This window comes from Enterococcus sp. 7F3_DIV0205 (genome assembly GCF_002141365.2).
Taxonomy (GTDB): Bacteria; Bacillota; Bacilli; order Lactobacillales; family Enterococcaceae; genus Enterococcus_L; species Enterococcus_L palustris.
Map to the genome: position 1 here is coordinate 2602819 of NZ_CP147244.1, position 17509 is coordinate 2620327.

Consider the following 17509-nt stretch of genomic DNA (forward strand, 5'->3'; position numbering starts at 1 on the left):
GTGAAATCAGCATGGGAGAGTGTGCTTTTTTGTGTAGCTAAAGTTTAAAAGGAAGGAATAGTCAAGTGAAAAAACCAAGAAAAATCATCATCGATACAGATCCTGGAATTGATGACGCTGTTGCAATTGCGGCTGCATTATTTGATGAAAGGTTGGATATCAGGTTGTTTACAACAGTGGCAGGCAATGTCAGTGTGGATAAAGTAACAAAAAATCTGCTAAAACTGTTGGCTTTTTGGAACAAAGGAGTGCCAGTTGCGATTGGTTCTGACCGCCCGTTGTTGCGTGAAGCAATCAATGCAAGTGACATTCATGGGAGTACAGGAATGGATGGCTATGAATTTCCTAAGTCTAAGTATGAGTTATTAACGAAAAATCATGCAGTGATCGAGATGTACAAGGTATTGATGGAATCTAAGGAGAAAACCACGATTGTTGGGATCGGTCCATTGACGAATATTGCGCTTTTACTGAGAATCTATCCAGAATGTGTGGAAAGAATCGAAGAACTTGTGATTATGGGCGGTGCTTTGGGGAGAGGGAATTACGGTGTATTATCGGAATTTAATATTGCTGCGGATCCAGAAGCGGCCAAAATCGTATATGAAAGTAAAATTCCATTAACGATGGTGAGTTTAGATGTTGGAGAAAAAGCGTTAGTCTTACCAGAAGTAAGCGATCAAATCCAAAAAATGAACAAAACCGGAGACATGATTGCTCAGTTGTTTCAACACTATCGAGGAGGTCACTCAGATACTGGTTTGAAGATGTATGATGGTTGTGCAATTGCTTATTTGTTAGAGCCTGAAATATTTGAAGTGAAAGAGGCTTATGTTGCAGTTGAAACGCAAGGTACGTTGACAGCAGGCGCCACGTTAGTTGATTTAGATGGATATTTAGGGAAAGCGGTTAATTGTCGGGTTTGTGCGGATATTGATGCACAGCTGTTTAAACAATGGTTTTTAGCCGCTATTGAGAAGTGTGATTGATAATTATTAAAAAGTGACGGACAAAACTATTTTTAGTTGTGTCCGTCACTCTTTCGTTTTAGGAAAATTGCTTATTTGTTTTGTAGTTCAAAAAAGCCAATTTCCTCCATTACTTCACCAGAAGAGTAGTCCACTTTATTGACTTGGACTTTATATATCGATGTTTTATCTAATGAACTTAGGTTAATTGAGACTTCGATTTCTCCAGTTTCTAAATTATATATTTGTGTAAATAGTTGATCTTCAGCTTGTACACCATCTTTATATAAAGTAACCTCTGGGCTAAGAAGATTTTCAGGAGAATTAAACTCTTGCAGAGGTGCAATAAATTGAACGGTTGTTTGTAAAGGATCACTGATTGCTTTGATATCAGTGATATTCTTCACGTTCCTAATTTGTGTATCTGCTGTTTGGGTCAATGGTTTGTAATCAATATCAAAACGCCAATCTCCCTCATATTCTAAAGCATTGTCAACACCAAAAGGACTGCCTGTTTTAGAAGCTTCGGCAAAAGCTTGATCAAGTTCTTCAGCATCTTGCCAAGATAATTTGTAAATGTGGAGGGTCAATTTAGCATCTTCAGGAATTTTTTCTCGATTAAAAGTAGCTACAACAGAGCCGTAAAAAGTATCTCCTTCTATGCGGAAAGTAGATTGAGATGAGACACCAGAAAACATGTCTTCAGCGCTATCATTAACAAAAAGACCAAGTTCAATATGTTGAGCATTTGCCGCATTTTTAGTGAATAGTCGATCAGGAGAACGTTGTTTTTTCAGTAGCTCTTTTAGTTTTTCGTCATCCAATTTAAATTGATAATCAAAGGCAAATTTTTTCTTTGTTGATATAAATTTTGTCAATGTAATCTCTCGACCATTTTCTGTGCTCGTTAAATGGAGTTCATTTTGTATCCCGTTATTTTCTACTACCGCAACACCAGAATCTTGGCTAATGCCGAAAGCATTTTTGATGGCTGTATTTATTTGTGGGTTGATCATAGCAATTAAAATAAGTGTTGCGGCTAGAGCTAAAGTGATGCCAATTTGTTTCTTGTATTTGATTTGGAATTTCTTTTTTTCTTGCTTAATTTGATCGTTTAAAATGTTTTCTCGACTCTGAGCTAATTTTGCCATTACTTCTTTTGGAATTTCCTTTTCTTGTATGATAATAGTCTTCCTTTTTTTAGCCATTTTCTTCTCCCTCCAATAATATTTTCAATTTTCCTCTGCCACGTGCAAGTCTTGTTTTAACTGTATTTTTAGACAGATTCAGCTGTTCGGAAATCTCATTAACGTTAAAACCTGCGTAATAATGTAACACGATAGGGATTTTATATCTATCGGGTAATTGATTAAATTCTTCTTCTAAGTGTGATTGTTCACCATTGCTTTCTTTTGTGCTCATATAACTTTCCTCAAATTCAACCGTTTCAATTCTTTTTTCCAAGATGTCCTTAGCGATATTGATCATAATTCTAAAAATCCAAGAATTAAACGCTGCTTCATTTTTGATATTCGTAATTTTTTGCCAGGCACGAATTTCAGTTTCTTGTAGACAATCGGCTACATCTTCATTGTTTAAAAGTAATTTATAAGCAGAATTGTACAACACCACTTGATAGGCTTCACAAAGTGTTATAAACGCTTGCGCGTCGCCATTTTTTGCTTTTTTAACCAAACGTATTTGTTCCTTCTTTTCCATAAACTTCTCCTTCCCCTTGATAACTATTAGACTCTGATTTTGTCAAAAAGGTTTCATTGGAATTCATTTTTATTTATTCTATAGAGATTTACAATAAGTACTATAAAAAAGTGAGTGAGACATAACTCTTCGAGTCATCTCCCACTCAGGTGGAGTAATAGCAGAAGCAGTCCATTCTTACTTTCTCGGGATTAAATACTTCTGTTCCCACCTCAAGTATATGGATCGTCAGATTACGAAAACCCGCCAGAGACTCTGATTTCTCCAGCGGGTTAGTTACTATACTTGCGCTTCATTAGCCCTGTGATTCTCAAATATTTTTTTATCTGAAGAGCTATCAAGGGAAAGCTAGTTTCGTACAAGATCGATTTAACGTTTTCTACGTTTACGTTTAGCAGGTTTTACTAATGCCAGTTTTGGTTTATTCGTGAATCGTACATAAACAACAAATCCGCCAATACAAACAAAAAACAAAATTACACCGGGAACAAATCCTTCAGGTAAATAAACAAATTCAATCGTATGTTCACCTTGTGTTACAGGAATGCTGACAAATGCTTTCTTAAAGGATTGAACTGGTACTTTTTTCCCGTCTACATAGGCTTTCCATCCTTTGTCATAAGGAATGGTTGTCAAGAGGACTTGATCTTTGTCAGCAGTCACGGTTCCGACTGCTTTACGTCCTTTAGCTGTTAAATCAGCACCTTTAGCTTGAATTGCCTGAACGGAACTTTCAAAGGCTTTTGTATTCATTCCAACTACTTTTGGCTCCATAAAGCTGACCGCCGTTGTTCCATAGAAACTAACTGTAAACGTAACGCTAGTCGGTTTATCATAATAGCCGATATTGTAATATTGACCAGTAATATTGATTTGAGACTTTTGACTAGTCCCATTTACAGATATTGTGGCAGTTGAACTTTCTAATTGTCCAAAATCGGTTGGGAACAAACTAAGATACGCTTGCGTGTTTGCAGGTACATCTACTGTCCAAGTCAGGTCTTTAGCGACATTATTTTGCAGTTCCTTATATGTCACAGAACCAGCATTTTGTTCGATTTTGACATTCTTTTTATCAATCAGTGTTGGTTGATAAAATTTGAAATAATCTTCTTTTTGACCAGCTAATGCATTGAATAATTCAGTTTGACTGCTTAAATTATCATTCGTTGGTTGTTTGACGTTATAAATATCATTATCAGCTAAAAAGCCCAAAGGCAAGGCATTGCTATTTTCGTATAGTGAAAATTTACCTGCTTTATCGATTGGGAAAAAGCCGAATTTTAATGGATCACTTTCTGAAATATTGTATTTGATGCCAACAAGAGAGTCCATTAACAAGGTATTATTTGGATAGCGAATGTTCAAACCAGTTCCTCTAGAGCGGAAACCTAAGTCATTTAAATAAGAAGAGGAATGACGATTTCTGATAGAAGAAAACAAGCTGACACCGCTATAACCATAATTGATACTATCATTAGAAGAAACAGGATTTAAGTTCTCCAAACGGTAAAATTCATCATTTTCCTTTTTCGTTTTATCCACTAGTTTTTTAATGGATGGATATGGTTCTGAGTAGAGACTGCGAGAAGCGTAATTCCAATCCTCTAAAATCCCTTTTAACATCGAATTTGTATTGATAAAGGCTTCCGTTGAAACAAGTAATAACAGTAAGATGATCAAATAATGCATCGGTATTTTCTTCAATTGATAAAAAACGATTCCAGCAAGGTATAGCAGTAAAAATAAAGCAGTGATAACAAAGGCTGAAATAGGGATATAGTCATAACTTGTAGCACTTTTCGCTCCTTCCGCTAAAGCAAAAATCGCAATCAGCATGATCGTGGAACCTGCTAAGAGACCTAAATCATCGGTTTTGAATTTCTCAAACCCATATCCCGCCAGCATTACCACTAAGAAAGAAAAAAGGAAACTATAACGGAACAAGAACATATTTGGTGCATGCATACCGTGCCAAAATAAATTTAATGGTGTGATATAAAAACTAGCAATCAAAATGATAAAGAGACTGCCGAATAACAGTTTGTTTTTCCGAGGAATTTCTTTTGTGACAAAGTAAAAGACACAGAAAATCAAAGGAAGTAACCCTACATAGATAAAGGGGATCGAGCCGTATTTGGTCGTGTCATAAACACCAACCATATTTTTCATGACGATATCCAAAAAGGCTGTAGCTTCCGTTTTAAATTGAGTCACTTGAGACAAGGTTTCACCATTTGCTCTTAGATCAAGGACCGCAGGTAATACTAAAATCATCGAAGCGCCACCTGCTAAAAGAGAGGTGATCCCATAAGGCAGAATCCGCTTTTTATACACTTTCCAGTTCGTCAACATTCGGGCGATAAAGTATAGGAAAGAGAAGACACCGATCATAAAGCCCATGTAAAAATTCGAGATAAATAACAGCAGATAACTTACAAATAAGAGTGTTGGTTTTCGTTCATCCATCAGACGATGAATCCCTAGAATAACCAATGGTAGGTAAGTAAACGCGTCTAACCACATAATGATTTCTGAATGAGCTGTAGCAAACGACATCAAAGCATATGGAACACTAAGCATGACATGGCCCCATTTTGGTATCTTATAGGTATTTCTAGCAAACACCCAAAAAGCTAAACCAGCAGAACCAATTTTCAGCAAGGTAATCAAATACAGAGCATCAGGAATATTTTGGTTTTTAAAGAAAATGACCAGTGGCGTAAAAAGTCCACCAAGATAATAGGAAATCAATGAAAGATAATTTAATCCTAGTGACGCATTCCAAGTATAAAAAATACTTTGTTTACCGTGCAGCACATTATTGAAACTAGCATGAAAGTTGGAAAATTGCGAAAAGGAGTCACTCGCCATCACACTACGGCTGCTACCAGGATAAATGCCGATACTTAAATAAATAATGACCATTATAAAAAAAGGAATGAAAAAGCTGGCGGTCATATAAGGCCAGTTTTCTTTAGTAAACGCCTGTATTTTTTTCTTCATAATCAACCTCACAACGTAATAAATAGGATATATATAGTTTAGCATATCCATTGAAAAATTGATTGTCAGAAAGAAAAAATTAAAGAAAATCGAAAGGTTTCTAAATGGATAAATTGGAAAAATAATTTAATTGGTTGTTTTTATAATAACGTGTGTATAATGAATGGTATAAAATGATTATTATGGAAGGTGAGGGATCGTTATGTGTACAGGTATTAGTTTGAAATCAATAGAAGGAAGTCATTATTTAGGAAGAACGCAGGAATACAATATTGATTTTGATTATGTTGGCGTACAAATTCCTAAAAAATTTGAAATCACAGAAAGTATTGAGAAATGGCGGACGCTTTATTCAGTATTAGGGATGGGCATCAAGGAAAGCGAAGAAAAAGCTGCTCAAAGTGTGGTCGACGGCGTTAATGAATGGGGACTTGGAGGAATTACGCAATATTTTGCGGAGTTTAATCGATATTCAACTATTGAAGAAATCAAAAATGCTGGAAAATTACCGCTGATAGCAGAGCAATTTGTTTTTTGGGTATTAGCAAATTGTAAGGATACAAAGGAAGTAGAAGAAAAGATTTCCACAGTGGCGATTGCTGATCTTTCAATGAATGGCAAAGCTCCCGGGTTGCCACAGCACTTTATGTTTACAGATGCTGCTGGTCGTACGATTGTGGTTGAGCCTTCAATAAAGCTGGACTTTGCTGTATATGAAAATCCAATCGGTGTGATGACGAATAGTCCTAAATTTGATTGGCATATGACCAATTTGGAAAACTATACAGGATTATCTGATGCAAATACAAAAGATGTACTATTCCACGATCATAAAGTTTTGTCAGCAGGCAAAGGTTCTGGTATGCATGGTATTCCTGGAGATTACACAGCCACTTCGCGTTTTGTCCGAGCAGCCTATTTGTTGAAATTTAGTGATCCAGTTGTGGAAAAAGAAAGCATCAATAAAGCTTTTCACCTTTTATCCACATCTGATATCGTCAAAGGAGTCATCAAACTGGACGCGCCAAAAGGACAAGACCGTCAGTATACCCAATATACTTCTGTCTATGATTTAAGTAAAAAGCAACTGTATGTGAAGATGTATGATAATTTTACGATCCAAACCATTCACTTTGATGAAGTTGCTGGAAATGGTGATCGGATCAAGAGCTATGAGTTAGTGAAAACACCGCAATATGAAGAATTGAATTAAAAAAATACTAAGATTCGTGAGCAATATCGCTGCGAATCTTAGTATTTTTTTAAAGCCATTGTTTAATTTTCTCATACCCTTGTCCAACCTCAGCTAATGCATGAGTATCGGATCCATAAATAAAAGGAATCCCTAATGCAGCAGCTTTTTTAGTTATCCACACCTGTGGATAACTCTGTTGATAACCCTGTTTATAAAATCCAGCAGTGTTTAAATCTAAGCTGTATTTTTCCTGTTGCACACGAGTTAAAAGGGTGTGGACAAGTTCTTGATTTTCAAAAGAGTAATCAGTAGATTCGTCAAAGGAACGTTCGAATTTTTGACACAAAGAAATATGACCTAAACGTGTAGGTTTAAAAGGACCAAGGTCTGCTTCTAAAGAAGCTAAAAGCTTTTGGTAGTAATGTTTTTGAGCTTTTTTAAAGCTACCTAAATAGTCAACAATGCCACTCTTATATTCCTCAAAAGAGTAGTCGATTCCACGTAATCCATCTTTCCCTTCAAGAAAGTGAACAGATAAAATTCCATCATCTGTTTGTGGTCCGTATTCAGCTAAAAAATCACGAGTCCAACCTTCAAATGCTGAAAAATAATCCAATTCAAATCCAATGTGAATAATAATGTCAGAAGCATACTTTTTCCGCAATTCATTCATCCTTTTGAAATAGTTATCCACATCATTTAGCGCCATTGAAGCAGTTGTCCACACATTGGGATCTCCAGCTACCGTTTTTTCTATGCCTGTAGGTAAAGGTGCATGTTCTGTGATGCTATATTCTTTAAAGCCTAGGCTGATTGCACGCTGAATCAGTAATTCTGTATCCTCAACCTTTCCATGTGGACAAAATTCTGTGTGGGTATGACCATCACGTTTCATGAGGTCCCTCCTATCATTCGTATAGTTAATCTATAGGCTATCGTATAATGTGTTTTATGTCTATTATCTTTTACCCTAGTATTAGTATTTATTGAGACATTAAATCATGGCGCCATGAATTTTAGGAGTAAATATTTTTTAAAATTAAAACTTTAATCATTATTTTTTTGTTATATAATCATTGTTATAGATTTATTTTAATTGTTTTTCTGAAAATAAAATATCGAAAAAGTATAATTAATCTTCTTTTTATAGTGATATATCTATCGGGAGAAATCAGTATAAAGGAGTTTTTTATAGAAAAAAATAAACTATTTCTGCTTTTTAAATGAAACGAGAAATAGTTTTATTTGAGAAAAATATCTTTAATCATAAGTGTATTGTATTGGTTTATTTGAAATAAATCAATAGGTTATTGATAGAAAATAATGTTTTGTTTTTTCAATTTTTTGAGAGTTTATTAAAAAAAATGAAAATAAGGTGATTTATCAAGGGAAGATGGGTTATTTTTTACCGCCGTCAATCCCGCCGTCAAATTTGGGAGAAAGGATTTGATTATTTTGGCTAAGGGCGAAAATATTTATAAAAGAAAAGATGGACGTTGGGAAGGTCGTTATCCTAAAAGTCGTAAAGCAGATGGAACGATTCATTATGGTTATATCTATGCACGTTCCTATCGTTCTGTAAAAGAGCAACTAATTGAACGAAAAGCACAAACAGCGTTGTTTTATTTGAAATCAGCAAAAGAGTTTCAAGGTACTTTTGGTGATTGGGCTAACATTTGGTTAAACGATATCATGGCAATGAAATTGAAAGAGAGTACATACGCTAGTTATAGCAACAATCTTCAAATACATATTTTTCCATTTCTAGGCCAGCGGAGTTTGAAAAAAATCACAGCATCTGATATGGATCAAGTAGTTAAAGGACTCTCTAAATCACTATCAGCAAGTTCCATTCAGATTGTTTTTCGAATTGTTAAAAGCTGTTTTGAAGCAGCTAGAGAACGAGGATACATTTATTTGAATCCTTGTGAACGGACGATGTTGCCTAAAATCACCAAGCAAAAAATTCAAGCTTTGACACGTAACCAACAAAAAGCAGTAGAAATAGAAAGTTTAAAAACAGACAAAGGATTGCCTGTTTTATTAGCGTTGGAAACAGGAATGCGTATTGGAGAAATTTGTGCGTTGAAATGGGAAGACATCGATTTTGAGGAAGCAGTTTTACGTGTTCGTAGAACAAAACAGCGGATCGCTATGCCAAAAACATCAAATCAACGAACTAAAATCGTTGAAACTGCACCAAAGACGGCAAATGCTAATCGATTGATCCCTCTTTCTCTAAAAGTGAAAAATGCGTTATTGAAGTGTAAAGAGCGGGCAACTTCTGACTTTGTTGTGACAAGTGGCTCTCGTTCGATTGAGCCTAGAACAGTTAGTTATCGATTTGAGCAGATTAAAAAGAAGTTAGGATTATTCAATGTCCCTTTCCATGCGTTACGCCACACTTTTGCAACGCGCTGTGTGGAATTAGGGGTAAATATTGCAGCTATCAGCTCATTGTTGGGGCACTCATCAATAAAATTGACGTTAGATACGTATACAAATTCGTTTTTCGAAGAGCAGAGAGCGGCTATTGATAAGCTAGCTTGTTTATAAAAATAGGAAAAATTTCGTTTTTTCTTATTTTATAGTAGAGAAATCCATGCTTATTAAATAACGATTGTTATTTTAATGTTCAAAACCAATGACTAAAATACGATGGACCTAGAGAAAAGTTTATTTTTTACCGCCGTCAAATTCATCGTCAAGTAGAGATAAGAATCCTTAAAAATAGAGAGAAACCCGTCTTATTTCTCGTTTCATTTAAAAAGAAGAATCTTTTGTTCATTAAATCAAAGACCCCCAATGAAGTCAATTATTCTGATTAAGGCAGGTTTATTTGTCATGCTTAAAACGAAAAGCACCTCAGTTGAAAGGAGGTGAAAATAGAAGATGTTAAACAAAGTAAAAAAACTTATTTTTACAGCGATAGTTTTTACTCTAGTGTGCATTCCTTTAAAAGCCGAGGCATTAGGTTATGTTGATGCCCCTCAAAGTGTTCCCTTGGACCAGATTTTTGTGACACCCAAAGGAGCAAACAGCTATGTTGAAGGAAATAATGTCGTAATCACGGATAAAAAAGTGAGTCAAATTGGGAGTATTTTTTCTACAGAGCAAAATAAAATGGATCTATCAAAAGACTTTTACTCTGAAATGTATATATACATTGATGGCGATGCGGACGGTATTGCTTATGTGATGCATAATGATCCTGATAAAATTGCTAATTTTTCTGGATTAGTCGGATCTGGATTGTCGATTTATGGTGATAAAGTTGTTTATGGTTCACCTAACAAAGTCGGAGGCAAGCAATTAAAAAATAGTTTTGCAATCGAATTTGATACGTATTTCAACGGTGATAGTTATGACTCTGGCTTAAATAAAAACTCAGATAAAGGGCATATTGCGTATTCTTTTCCAGACAAACTTTCTTCTTATAAGTACAAAAGTCCGTCTACTTCAATTACTGGAATTAATCATTCAGGTCTGCAATATCCGACATTTAAGCTTGGAGACGGGCAATGGCGTTTGTTAAAGATTCAATGGACTGCTTGGAATGCAAGCAATGTTGGGAATTTAACGTATACATTTGGTGATTTAGCTTCAGTTTCAGTACCTATTTCCAGAGATACGTTTGGCACAGATAGCGTTTATTGGGGATTTACTGGTTCAACGGGTGCCTTGTCTGAAAAAGCTGTGGTTGCATTTAAATCAGTACCTGGATTGGTAAATTACACCGAAAATGTTGAGTTTATGAATACTGAAGGAAAAAAAATTCAAAGTATCACACAAGATTCTGAGGTGACAGTACACTATTCAGGGCAATATACAGGCGGTAAACAAAACATGATTCAACCAACATTCAAGTTTGCTTTGTCACCAAATCAAGTATACCAACAAGGCACACTTCTTTTAAATGGTGTTCCTGCAACCCCGACGTATATCAATAATGAGCTAGCAATTCCGTTATCCAAAGATTTATCAGCAACGAATCCGATCGTCGATATTCAGTTTAAAGTGAAAGATACTAAAGTGACTAATGATACAAAGTTGACACTAACAGCACAGGCGGTTGCTAAAAATATTATCTCAGGGAAAGATGCTTCATATGATATAACGTACGACTTTGAGGCTCCAATTGGATTCGGTAAATTAACGTTTATTGATGCGGGAGATTCCAAAGCAATATCAGACGCTTCTGACTATAGTACTTTTCTATTGCACTATGAAGATGATTTTTCACCCAAAGATAAAATAAAAATCACGTTAAAAGCGGGGCAGGATATTGAAAGTGTTGTTAAGACAGTTGGTCCTAGCAGTTTTCAAGTTACTCTTACTGATGAAAAAGGCAATGCGCGTGATGTGAAGATCCCGATTTTTGTTCAAAATCAAGAAGTAGCCAAAAGTAGTCAATACATTATATTTGGTAAGGACTTCGACGTTGCTGCAAAAGACTATCCTAAAACAGAGGAAGACCTGCTGGGACTAATTCGGGAAAAAGCAGAGTTAAAACTATGGCAGTATAACGAACTATCCGCTGATTTAATCGATAAAAGTCAATTGAACTTGTCGATAGGGACGTTACCGAAACCACCTGAACTCGCAGGTGCAGGGGTGTATGAAGTGACTGCTTCCTATGGCAGTGGGAACACTAAAGTAGATAAAAAGATCAAGGTTACGATTATCCAAAGCTTTGCTACGGTAAAAATCGCCTTTGTGGATGAAAATAACCAACCGATCGTGGATGATTTATCTTTTGAAGCAACGATTTCGGAGCGGATCGATCTAAGTCAAAATGCTCAAGTCATCGAAAAACTTAAAGCAGTCAAAGCATTGAACTATGTATTAGACACGCCACCATTAGATGAAAAAAATCTCTTGATCGTTCCAGAAGGCGTGACTCGTAAATATACATTTAAAGGAACCTTGTTTATTGAATCCGCACCGAATGCGATTGATTTCGGTGACCAAAAAGTGAGTGGGAAAAATAAAAAATTCAACGACCCAAATTATGATCAACATTTAGTTATTTGGGACAATCGCTCAACATTGGGCACATGGAAAATCACGTTGAAACAGTCACAAGATTTTAGTATTCCAGGGGACCCGTCACATCGACTACCAAACGCCCTAAGCTACCAGACAACGACGGGCGAGAAAGTAATTTCTACCGATGCTCAAGAAGTCTTTCGTTCAAAACACCAGACCACTGGAAAATATGATATTAGTGAAGAAACTTGGGGACCTGAAAAACAAGGACTACGTTTGAATGTTCCAGTCGGTTCTGTTAAACAAGTAGGAAAATATGAAACGACACTGACTTGGCAAATAGAAGAAGCCTATTAATGGAGGGAAGACTGTCATGAAAAAGCATCGAATTATTCGTTTTATTCTAACTCCTTTGATTTTTCTAGCCGTGTCTTTCGGTACAATCAACGAGGGCTGGGCAGCTGAAGAAGGTGGACAGGTACAAACAAATGCTGGGATTGTTTTTCAAAAAACGGATCCTTCAACACCGCAGACAAGTGATTCCACGCATAATGAACCGTCAAACAAAGAGAAAAAACCGACGGGTCGATTGCCAAATACAGGAGATTTAATAAAAATCAGTTTACTTTTCACGGGAGTTACGCTAAGTCTACTAGCACTGTTTCTTTTCTTTTGGAAGAAGAGAAGAACACTGAAAGGGGAGCGTGATTGAGATGAAGAGAAAACGATTCAGCGGCTTTCTACTGTTACTGGCTCTATTTGCAAGTCCAGTATCTGTCAAAGCAGATGCAACTGATTATTCAGGCGAGGGAACGATTGAATTTAATGGAAAACATCCAATACAAGTGATGGACCCTGAACACCCAGAAAAGCCAGCTGATCCTGGGGAAAGCCCTAATACAGATCGTCTATTACGATTTGATTTTGTTCCTCAAATCAATTTTTGGGAAGCAGCGATTTCTGATCAAGATCAAACGTATTATGGAAATGCACAGTTATTTAAAGACGACACGGGAGCGAGAGGGAATTTTATTCAAGTATCTGATTTTAGAAACGACAGTCCAGGCTGGACATTACAGCTAAAGCAAGAGACTCAGTTTCAAAATCACTTAGCTAAAAGTAAAGAGTTAAAGGGAGCTGTTTTGTCGTTTGACCAATCATGGGCAAATTCAATGAATGATCCTAAAACGGCTCCAACAGTTTCTAAAGAAGTTATTCGACTGTTGAATATAGGAGAAGTCTATAACTTAGCTGAAGCCAAACCAAATATGGGTGAGGGAACATGGTCGATCATCTTTGGCGCATCTGTGAACAATGATAAAAAACGAGCAGATACATTGAAGCCAAAATTGGATGAAAAAAACAATCCAATCACAGATCCAACGTTCAATAATCAACCAATCTATGAAAACCAAGCGATTTCTTTATTTGTACCTGGTAAAGCAGCAAAAGAACCAGGCAACTACCAAACGGTGTTAACTTGGATTTTATCCGAGCTACCATAAATCAACCAAATTCTAGGAGGAAACACACATGAAATTAACACACAAATTATGCGCAGCAACACTATTAGCAGTATTAGGAGCAGCAGTTGCATTACCAAATGCTGTACAGGCAGCAGAGGATCCATTAAATTGGAGCGGAAAAGGAACAATCAACTTTAGTGAAGATGACGGAGAAGACAAGCCAGTTGATCCAACAGACCCAACAAAACCGGTCGATCCTGAAAATCCAATCACAGAACCACCAGTCAATCCAGCTAAAGGACCGTTAAAAGTTATTGCGCTTACTGATTTGAATTTTGGCGACAATAAAGTAACACCAGCTTCTGGTAATGGGTGGGAATATACAGCGAAAGCTGCTGAAGTTGTCTATAAAGATGGTACAAAAGTAATTAGTCCAAACTTTGTACAATTCAAAGATACACGTGCAGATAACCAACCAAACAAACACACATTAACAGCAAAAGCGACAAAATTTACCAATACAGAAAAACAAGAATTAAAATCAGCGCAATTAAAATTTGGTAATGTGAAACTGATCAATGCAGCAGATCAAAATCAAGTGAACGCGGCTGGCGTTCCTGCAACGCAAGTTGTTGAAACAGATGGCACAACACCAACAACTTTTGTAACACAAGATGCAGCAGACAAAGGATTCGGTCAATTTATCCTACAATTTGGAGATAAGGCTGATAGTACTGAAGCGGATTCTGTAAAATTATGGGTTCCTTCAGCAGGCAATAAATTGTCAACAAGCAGCGGCTATTCTTCAACAATTACTTGGACGATCGCTGACGCAAGATAATCTAAGCAAGACATAAAAATAAAATCAAGAATGAGAACAAGTCCGTCATTAGTGGCGTTCTTGTTCTCATATAAAAGAAAGGCAGTATGGCATGAAAAAAAATTTCTTAACGTGGCTAGCAATTATTCTATACATAGGGATGAACAGTATCTTTCTATCCACAACAGGATTAGCTGCAGAAGATGACGGCAGTGGTTTCACGTACAAAGTCATTCAGCCTGAAAATCAACATAATAAAGAAGTCGGCTATTTTGACTTACGAATGACACCAGGTCAGGAGCAAACGGTCACGATCAAAATGAATAATAGCTCCTCCGAAGAAATCACCGTAGAAGTTGCACTAAATAGCGCTAAAACCAATACAAATGGTGTCATAGAATACGGCCCTTCAAAGCTAGAAAAAGATAAATCATTAAAATATGATTTTGCCAATCTAGTAAAGGGCGAAAAAACAGTTAAAATTCCAGCAAACCAAAGTATTGATTACCAAATAAACATAAAAATGCCGGATTCCCAATACGATGGGGTTATTTCTGGCGGAATCTATATGATTCAAAAAGGGCAAACTGAAAGCCAAGAAGCCATGATCAAAAATGAATATGGCTATTTAGTCGGCATGATTTTAACGGAAACTGATACGGCAATAAAACCAGAACTTAAACTTAATACAGTATTCGCTGAACAGCAGAATTATCGAAATGCAGTTTTTATCAATTATTCAAATACAAAACCTGTCTACATCGATGATATGACAGTCGATGTTCAAATCATGAAAAAGGGTTCAGACGAAGTTTTATATGATACCAAGCAAAATAAAATGAGAATGGCCCCTAACTCACAAATCAATTTTCCGATTTTGATGAATGGCGAAAAAATGGTTGCAGGCGATTATCGTGCGCATATTTTAGTCACGACTGAAAACAATGGAAAGTGGGACTGGGAACAAGAATTTAAAATCACCGATGAAGAAGCCGATAAATTTAACCAAGAAGATGTCAGTCTACTGCAAGAGAGTCGTATAAATTGGATTACAATCATTTTTATTGTGTTAGGTGTATTAGGAATCACGGTCATTATATTTTTTGCAGTTCGCTTTTTTAGAAAAAAGAACAAGAAAAAAGCTAGAAAGAAAAAGAAGTCAAGTATTAAAAAAAGATAATGTAATACTACAACGTTCAATCAACGACGTTGTTTAGTGATCCAAAAAAAAGGCAGAACTAAAGCAGACCATTGCTAAAACTGTCGATCTCTGGGGGATAGAAAAATGTCGATACTAGATTGGCTATTCATTGGGATACTTTCAACGGCTATCCTCTGTATTATTTTCGCAAGTGTTTTTTTAATTTCTTCATTTTTAACAAAAAAAGAGAGACTAAAATTAAAACAACTTCGACCAAAAAATAAAAAAAAGCGCAGGATTCTTAAAAAGAAATCACGTATGTTGATGAAAAAAGGCAAGAAGCAAATTCGCTTAGGCATGATGTTCTTACTTTTAGGAGTGGCTTTAGCAGGCGGAGCTGTGTTTTCTCGTTATCACCAAGCGACAAATTTAGGGGATCGTGACTCGGACGGAATTGTGGAAGGGTATTATTTGTTAAATAAAACATCAGAACAATTAGCATCAACGCAAGAAACATCAAATATTGAGAAGGCGAGAAAGAATGTCCGAGAATTGGCTGCAAAATTATCTGGATTTGGAATTCGATATGCGGATCCGAGGTTGACAGTAGAAGGGCAGCAATTGTTAAATCGTTATTATGCACAAATGAAAGAGCTAGGTCTAAATTTGAATAACCAGTCGGTGGAAAGTCTTCAGGAAAAAACAACGTATGAAAATTACCTAGCAGATATAAAAAAAATACAAACAAGCCAGAAAAAAGTTTTTACGTATTTTAACGTGAATGAGACGGCTTTAAAGCAAAAGAAATAAAAGGGTTTAGGGAATGGCTGTGAAGCTGTATGAGTAGTAAAAGAATAGCGAAAAATAGGAAAAAGAAAAGGAAGAAAAATAGAAAAAAACAGCATCTTCAAGAATTAAGTAAAGAGCTAGGACTAACTTTTTTGATTCTGTTATTACTCATGCTTTTTCTTTCTAAAGTTATTTTTACGCTACCTAAAAATGAAGGATATGGTATGCGGGATGCGCTAAATGATGGAGACCGTGTGTATGTTGATCGGATTGGAAAACCTAAGCGTTTTTCATTGATTTATTTTGACCAGCCAGACGGAAATGGCACTTCGATTCGTCGGGTCGTTGGTTTGCCTGGAGAACGGATAAGATATCACAATGATGAACTTTATATTGATGATCGATTGGTAATTGAGCGTTTTTTGCAGAAAAAGTTAGTGCAAGCCCAATTAGCTAACGAAGTCATTACTGAGGACTTTGATTCGATAGATATTATAGGAACAACTAATGGTATTATTCCAAAGGGAAAGTATCTTGTGCTCGGCGATAATCGTCATTATGCCACGGATAGCCGTTACTATGGACTGGTTGATGAACGAGCGATGATCGGTAATGTAAAATTACGCTGGTGGCCATTTTATCAAATGAACACCTATTGATATGGCTATGAATCACAAAAATTCTATTGGAGGGATCGACATGTATCGTATTGGTGTAGTAAATTTTGCAGGTGGAACATCGGACTGGGAACAGTTACAAACGATTATTCCAGATAACTGGGAATTGTTTCAGATAGATAATGAGAAAAAGACCTTCTGTGACCTAATTGTTTTTTTAGAAAATAGCTTGGAGCAAGTTGGAGAAATATGTGGTCAGTTGATACAAATGAAAAATGAAACGGATTCGCTGATTTGGGTTTGGTCTACTTTTCAAATTGAGATGAATCGAATGGTTTATTTAAAACTTGGGGCAGACGGGGTAAAGACCGAAAACTTAAAGTTAGAAGAGTGGCTACTGATTATAGATAACGCATTAAAGCGTAAACAAACAATGAAAAAGTCAAAACCTGAACAGACAATTCAAGAAAATAATTGTGATGGATTTGTGTTGAACCATCGAAATAGAAGTGTCATTATAAATGAAAATGAAGAAGTCCAATTGACGAATCTTGAGTATAAAGCGATGGATTTATTGTTTAAAAATGCAGGTAAGACAGTCACTTATGAAGAAATGTATCAAGTGATTTGGGATGGAGAAGAAAGTAAGGATCGTAAATTTTACCGCATCAGTAATTTGATTTTCCATATTCGACAAAAATTTGTACAAGAGGTGGGGTCATCAGATACGATTCGAACAGTACGGTCAAAAGGGTATGTACTGCATGTTTGAAGAAATAGAAATCATAAAAAAGCGTAA

15 protein-coding genes are annotated in these 17509 nt (G+C 36.1%); 11 read left to right on the forward strand and 4 right to left on the reverse strand.

Annotated features, from left to right (window positions below):
* The first annotated feature begins 65 nt into the window (after positions 1-65).
* Positions 66-989, forward strand: a complete 924-nt coding sequence (rihC, locus tag A5821_RS12245) for a ribonucleoside hydrolase RihC (protein WP_086314864.1) — start codon at positions 66-68, stop codon at positions 987-989.
* A gap of 71 nt (positions 990-1060) precedes the next feature.
* On the opposite strand, the gene A5821_RS12250 is transcribed toward rihC, so the two are convergent.
* The 3 genes from A5821_RS12250 to A5821_RS12260 all read right to left on the reverse strand — a co-directional run bounded on the left by A5821_RS12250 (position 1061) and on the right by A5821_RS12260 (position 5693).
* Complete coding sequence (locus A5821_RS12250) at positions 1061-2176, reverse strand: hypothetical protein (protein WP_086314866.1); 1116 nt, start codon at positions 2174-2176, stop codon at positions 1061-1063.
* Positions 2169-2687 carry an RNA polymerase sigma factor gene (locus tag A5821_RS12255; RefSeq protein ID WP_086314868.1) on the reverse strand — a complete coding sequence of 173 codons (519 nt, stop codon included), beginning with the start codon at positions 2685-2687 and terminating at the stop codon, positions 2169-2171. The genes A5821_RS12250 and A5821_RS12255 overlap by 8 nt, the downstream gene beginning before the upstream one ends.
* A gap of 369 nt (positions 2688-3056) precedes the next feature.
* On the reverse strand, positions 3057-5693 hold the full coding sequence (locus tag A5821_RS12260) for a YfhO family protein (RefSeq protein ID WP_086314870.1): 2637 nt from the start codon (positions 5691-5693) through the stop codon (positions 3057-3059).
* Positions 5694-5895: 202 nt separating this feature from the next.
* Between A5821_RS12260 and A5821_RS12265 the strand changes: the two genes are divergently transcribed.
* A complete protein-coding gene (locus A5821_RS12265) occupies positions 5896-6906 on the forward strand; it encodes a choloylglycine hydrolase family protein (RefSeq protein WP_086314872.1) in 1011 nt (336 codons plus the stop codon).
* A 49-nt stretch (positions 6907-6955) separates the two neighbouring features.
* Here the strand turns inward: A5821_RS12265 and hisJ are convergent, their stop codons facing one another.
* On the reverse strand, positions 6956-7783 hold the full coding sequence (gene hisJ, locus A5821_RS12270) for a histidinol-phosphatase HisJ (RefSeq protein WP_086314874.1): 828 nt from the start codon (positions 7781-7783) through the stop codon (positions 6956-6958).
* Between the two features lie 551 nt (positions 7784-8334).
* Between hisJ and A5821_RS12275 the strand changes: the two genes are divergently transcribed.
* The 9 genes from A5821_RS12275 (at position 8335) to A5821_RS12315 (ending at position 17482) form a co-directional block, all read left to right on the forward strand.
* The gene (locus A5821_RS12275; protein WP_249921872.1) at positions 8335-9444 is read left to right on the forward strand and encodes a tyrosine-type recombinase/integrase; all 1110 of its coding nucleotides are present in this window, start codon (positions 8335-8337) and stop codon (positions 9442-9444) included.
* 336 nt (positions 9445-9780) lie between these two features.
* Complete coding sequence (locus tag A5821_RS12280; protein WP_086314877.1) at positions 9781-12234, forward strand: lectin-like domain-containing protein; 2454 nt, start codon at positions 9781-9783, stop codon at positions 12232-12234.
* A gap of 16 nt (positions 12235-12250) precedes the next feature.
* Positions 12251-12589, forward strand: a complete 339-nt coding sequence (locus A5821_RS12285) for an LPXTG cell wall anchor domain-containing protein (RefSeq protein WP_086314879.1) — start codon at positions 12251-12253, stop codon at positions 12587-12589.
* 1 nt (position 12590) lies between these two features.
* A complete protein-coding gene (locus A5821_RS12290; protein ID WP_086314881.1) occupies positions 12591-13382 on the forward strand; it encodes a WxL domain-containing protein in 792 nt (263 codons plus the stop codon).
* Positions 13383-13410: 28 nt separating this feature from the next.
* Complete coding sequence (locus tag A5821_RS12295; RefSeq protein ID WP_086314883.1) at positions 13411-14184, forward strand: WxL domain-containing protein; 774 nt, start codon at positions 13411-13413, stop codon at positions 14182-14184.
* A gap of 91 nt (positions 14185-14275) precedes the next feature.
* Entirely contained in the window at positions 14276-15343 is a 1068-nt protein-coding gene (locus tag A5821_RS12300) for a DUF916 and DUF3324 domain-containing protein (protein WP_086314885.1), read from the forward strand.
* 105 nt (positions 15344-15448) lie between these two features.
* Positions 15449-16114: a hypothetical protein gene (locus A5821_RS12305; RefSeq protein WP_086314888.1), complete on the forward strand. Its 666-nt coding sequence runs from the start codon at positions 15449-15451 to the stop codon at positions 16112-16114.
* 29 nt (positions 16115-16143) lie between these two features.
* On the forward strand, positions 16144-16752 hold the full coding sequence (gene lepB, locus A5821_RS12310; protein WP_086314890.1) for a signal peptidase I: 609 nt from the start codon (positions 16144-16146) through the stop codon (positions 16750-16752).
* Between the two features lie 40 nt (positions 16753-16792).
* Complete coding sequence (locus A5821_RS12315; protein WP_170923033.1) at positions 16793-17482, forward strand: winged helix-turn-helix domain-containing protein; 690 nt, start codon at positions 16793-16795, stop codon at positions 17480-17482.
* Positions 17483-17509: the final 27 nt, after the last annotated feature.

What these genes read in the sequence shown, in the direction of transcription:
- lepB (WP_086314890.1), top strand. Translation starts at nt 16,144, where the DNA reads ATGAGTAGTAAAAGAATAGCGAAAAATAGGAAAAAGAAAAGGAAGAAA.
- A5821_RS12290 (WP_086314881.1), top strand. Translation starts at nt 12,591, where the DNA reads ATGAAGAGAAAACGATTCAGCGGCTTTCTACTGTTACTGGCTCTATTT.
- A5821_RS12280 (WP_086314877.1), top strand. Translation starts at nt 9,781, where the DNA reads ATGTTAAACAAAGTAAAAAAACTTATTTTTACAGCGATAGTTTTTACT.
- hisJ (WP_086314874.1), bottom strand. Translation starts at nt 7,783, where the DNA reads ATGAAACGTGATGGTCATACCCACACAGAATTTTGTCCACATGGAAAG.
- A5821_RS12315 (WP_170923033.1), top strand. Translation starts at nt 16,793, where the DNA reads ATGTATCGTATTGGTGTAGTAAATTTTGCAGGTGGAACATCGGACTGG.
- A5821_RS12260 (WP_086314870.1), bottom strand. Translation starts at nt 5,693, where the DNA reads ATGAAGAAAAAAATACAGGCGTTTACTAAAGAAAACTGGCCTTATATG.
- A5821_RS12305 (WP_086314888.1), top strand. Translation starts at nt 15,449, where the DNA reads ATGTCGATACTAGATTGGCTATTCATTGGGATACTTTCAACGGCTATC.
- A5821_RS12300 (WP_086314885.1), top strand. Translation starts at nt 14,276, where the DNA reads ATGAAAAAAAATTTCTTAACGTGGCTAGCAATTATTCTATACATAGGG.
- A5821_RS12255 (WP_086314868.1), bottom strand. Translation starts at nt 2,687, where the DNA reads ATGGAAAAGAAGGAACAAATACGTTTGGTTAAAAAAGCAAAAAATGGC.
- A5821_RS12295 (WP_086314883.1), top strand. Translation starts at nt 13,411, where the DNA reads ATGAAATTAACACACAAATTATGCGCAGCAACACTATTAGCAGTATTA.
- A5821_RS12250 (WP_086314866.1), bottom strand. Translation starts at nt 2,176, where the DNA reads ATGGCTAAAAAAAGGAAGACTATTATCATACAAGAAAAGGAAATTCCA.
- A5821_RS12265 (WP_086314872.1), top strand. Translation starts at nt 5,896, where the DNA reads ATGTGTACAGGTATTAGTTTGAAATCAATAGAAGGAAGTCATTATTTA.
- A5821_RS12285 (WP_086314879.1), top strand. Translation starts at nt 12,251, where the DNA reads ATGAAAAAGCATCGAATTATTCGTTTTATTCTAACTCCTTTGATTTTT.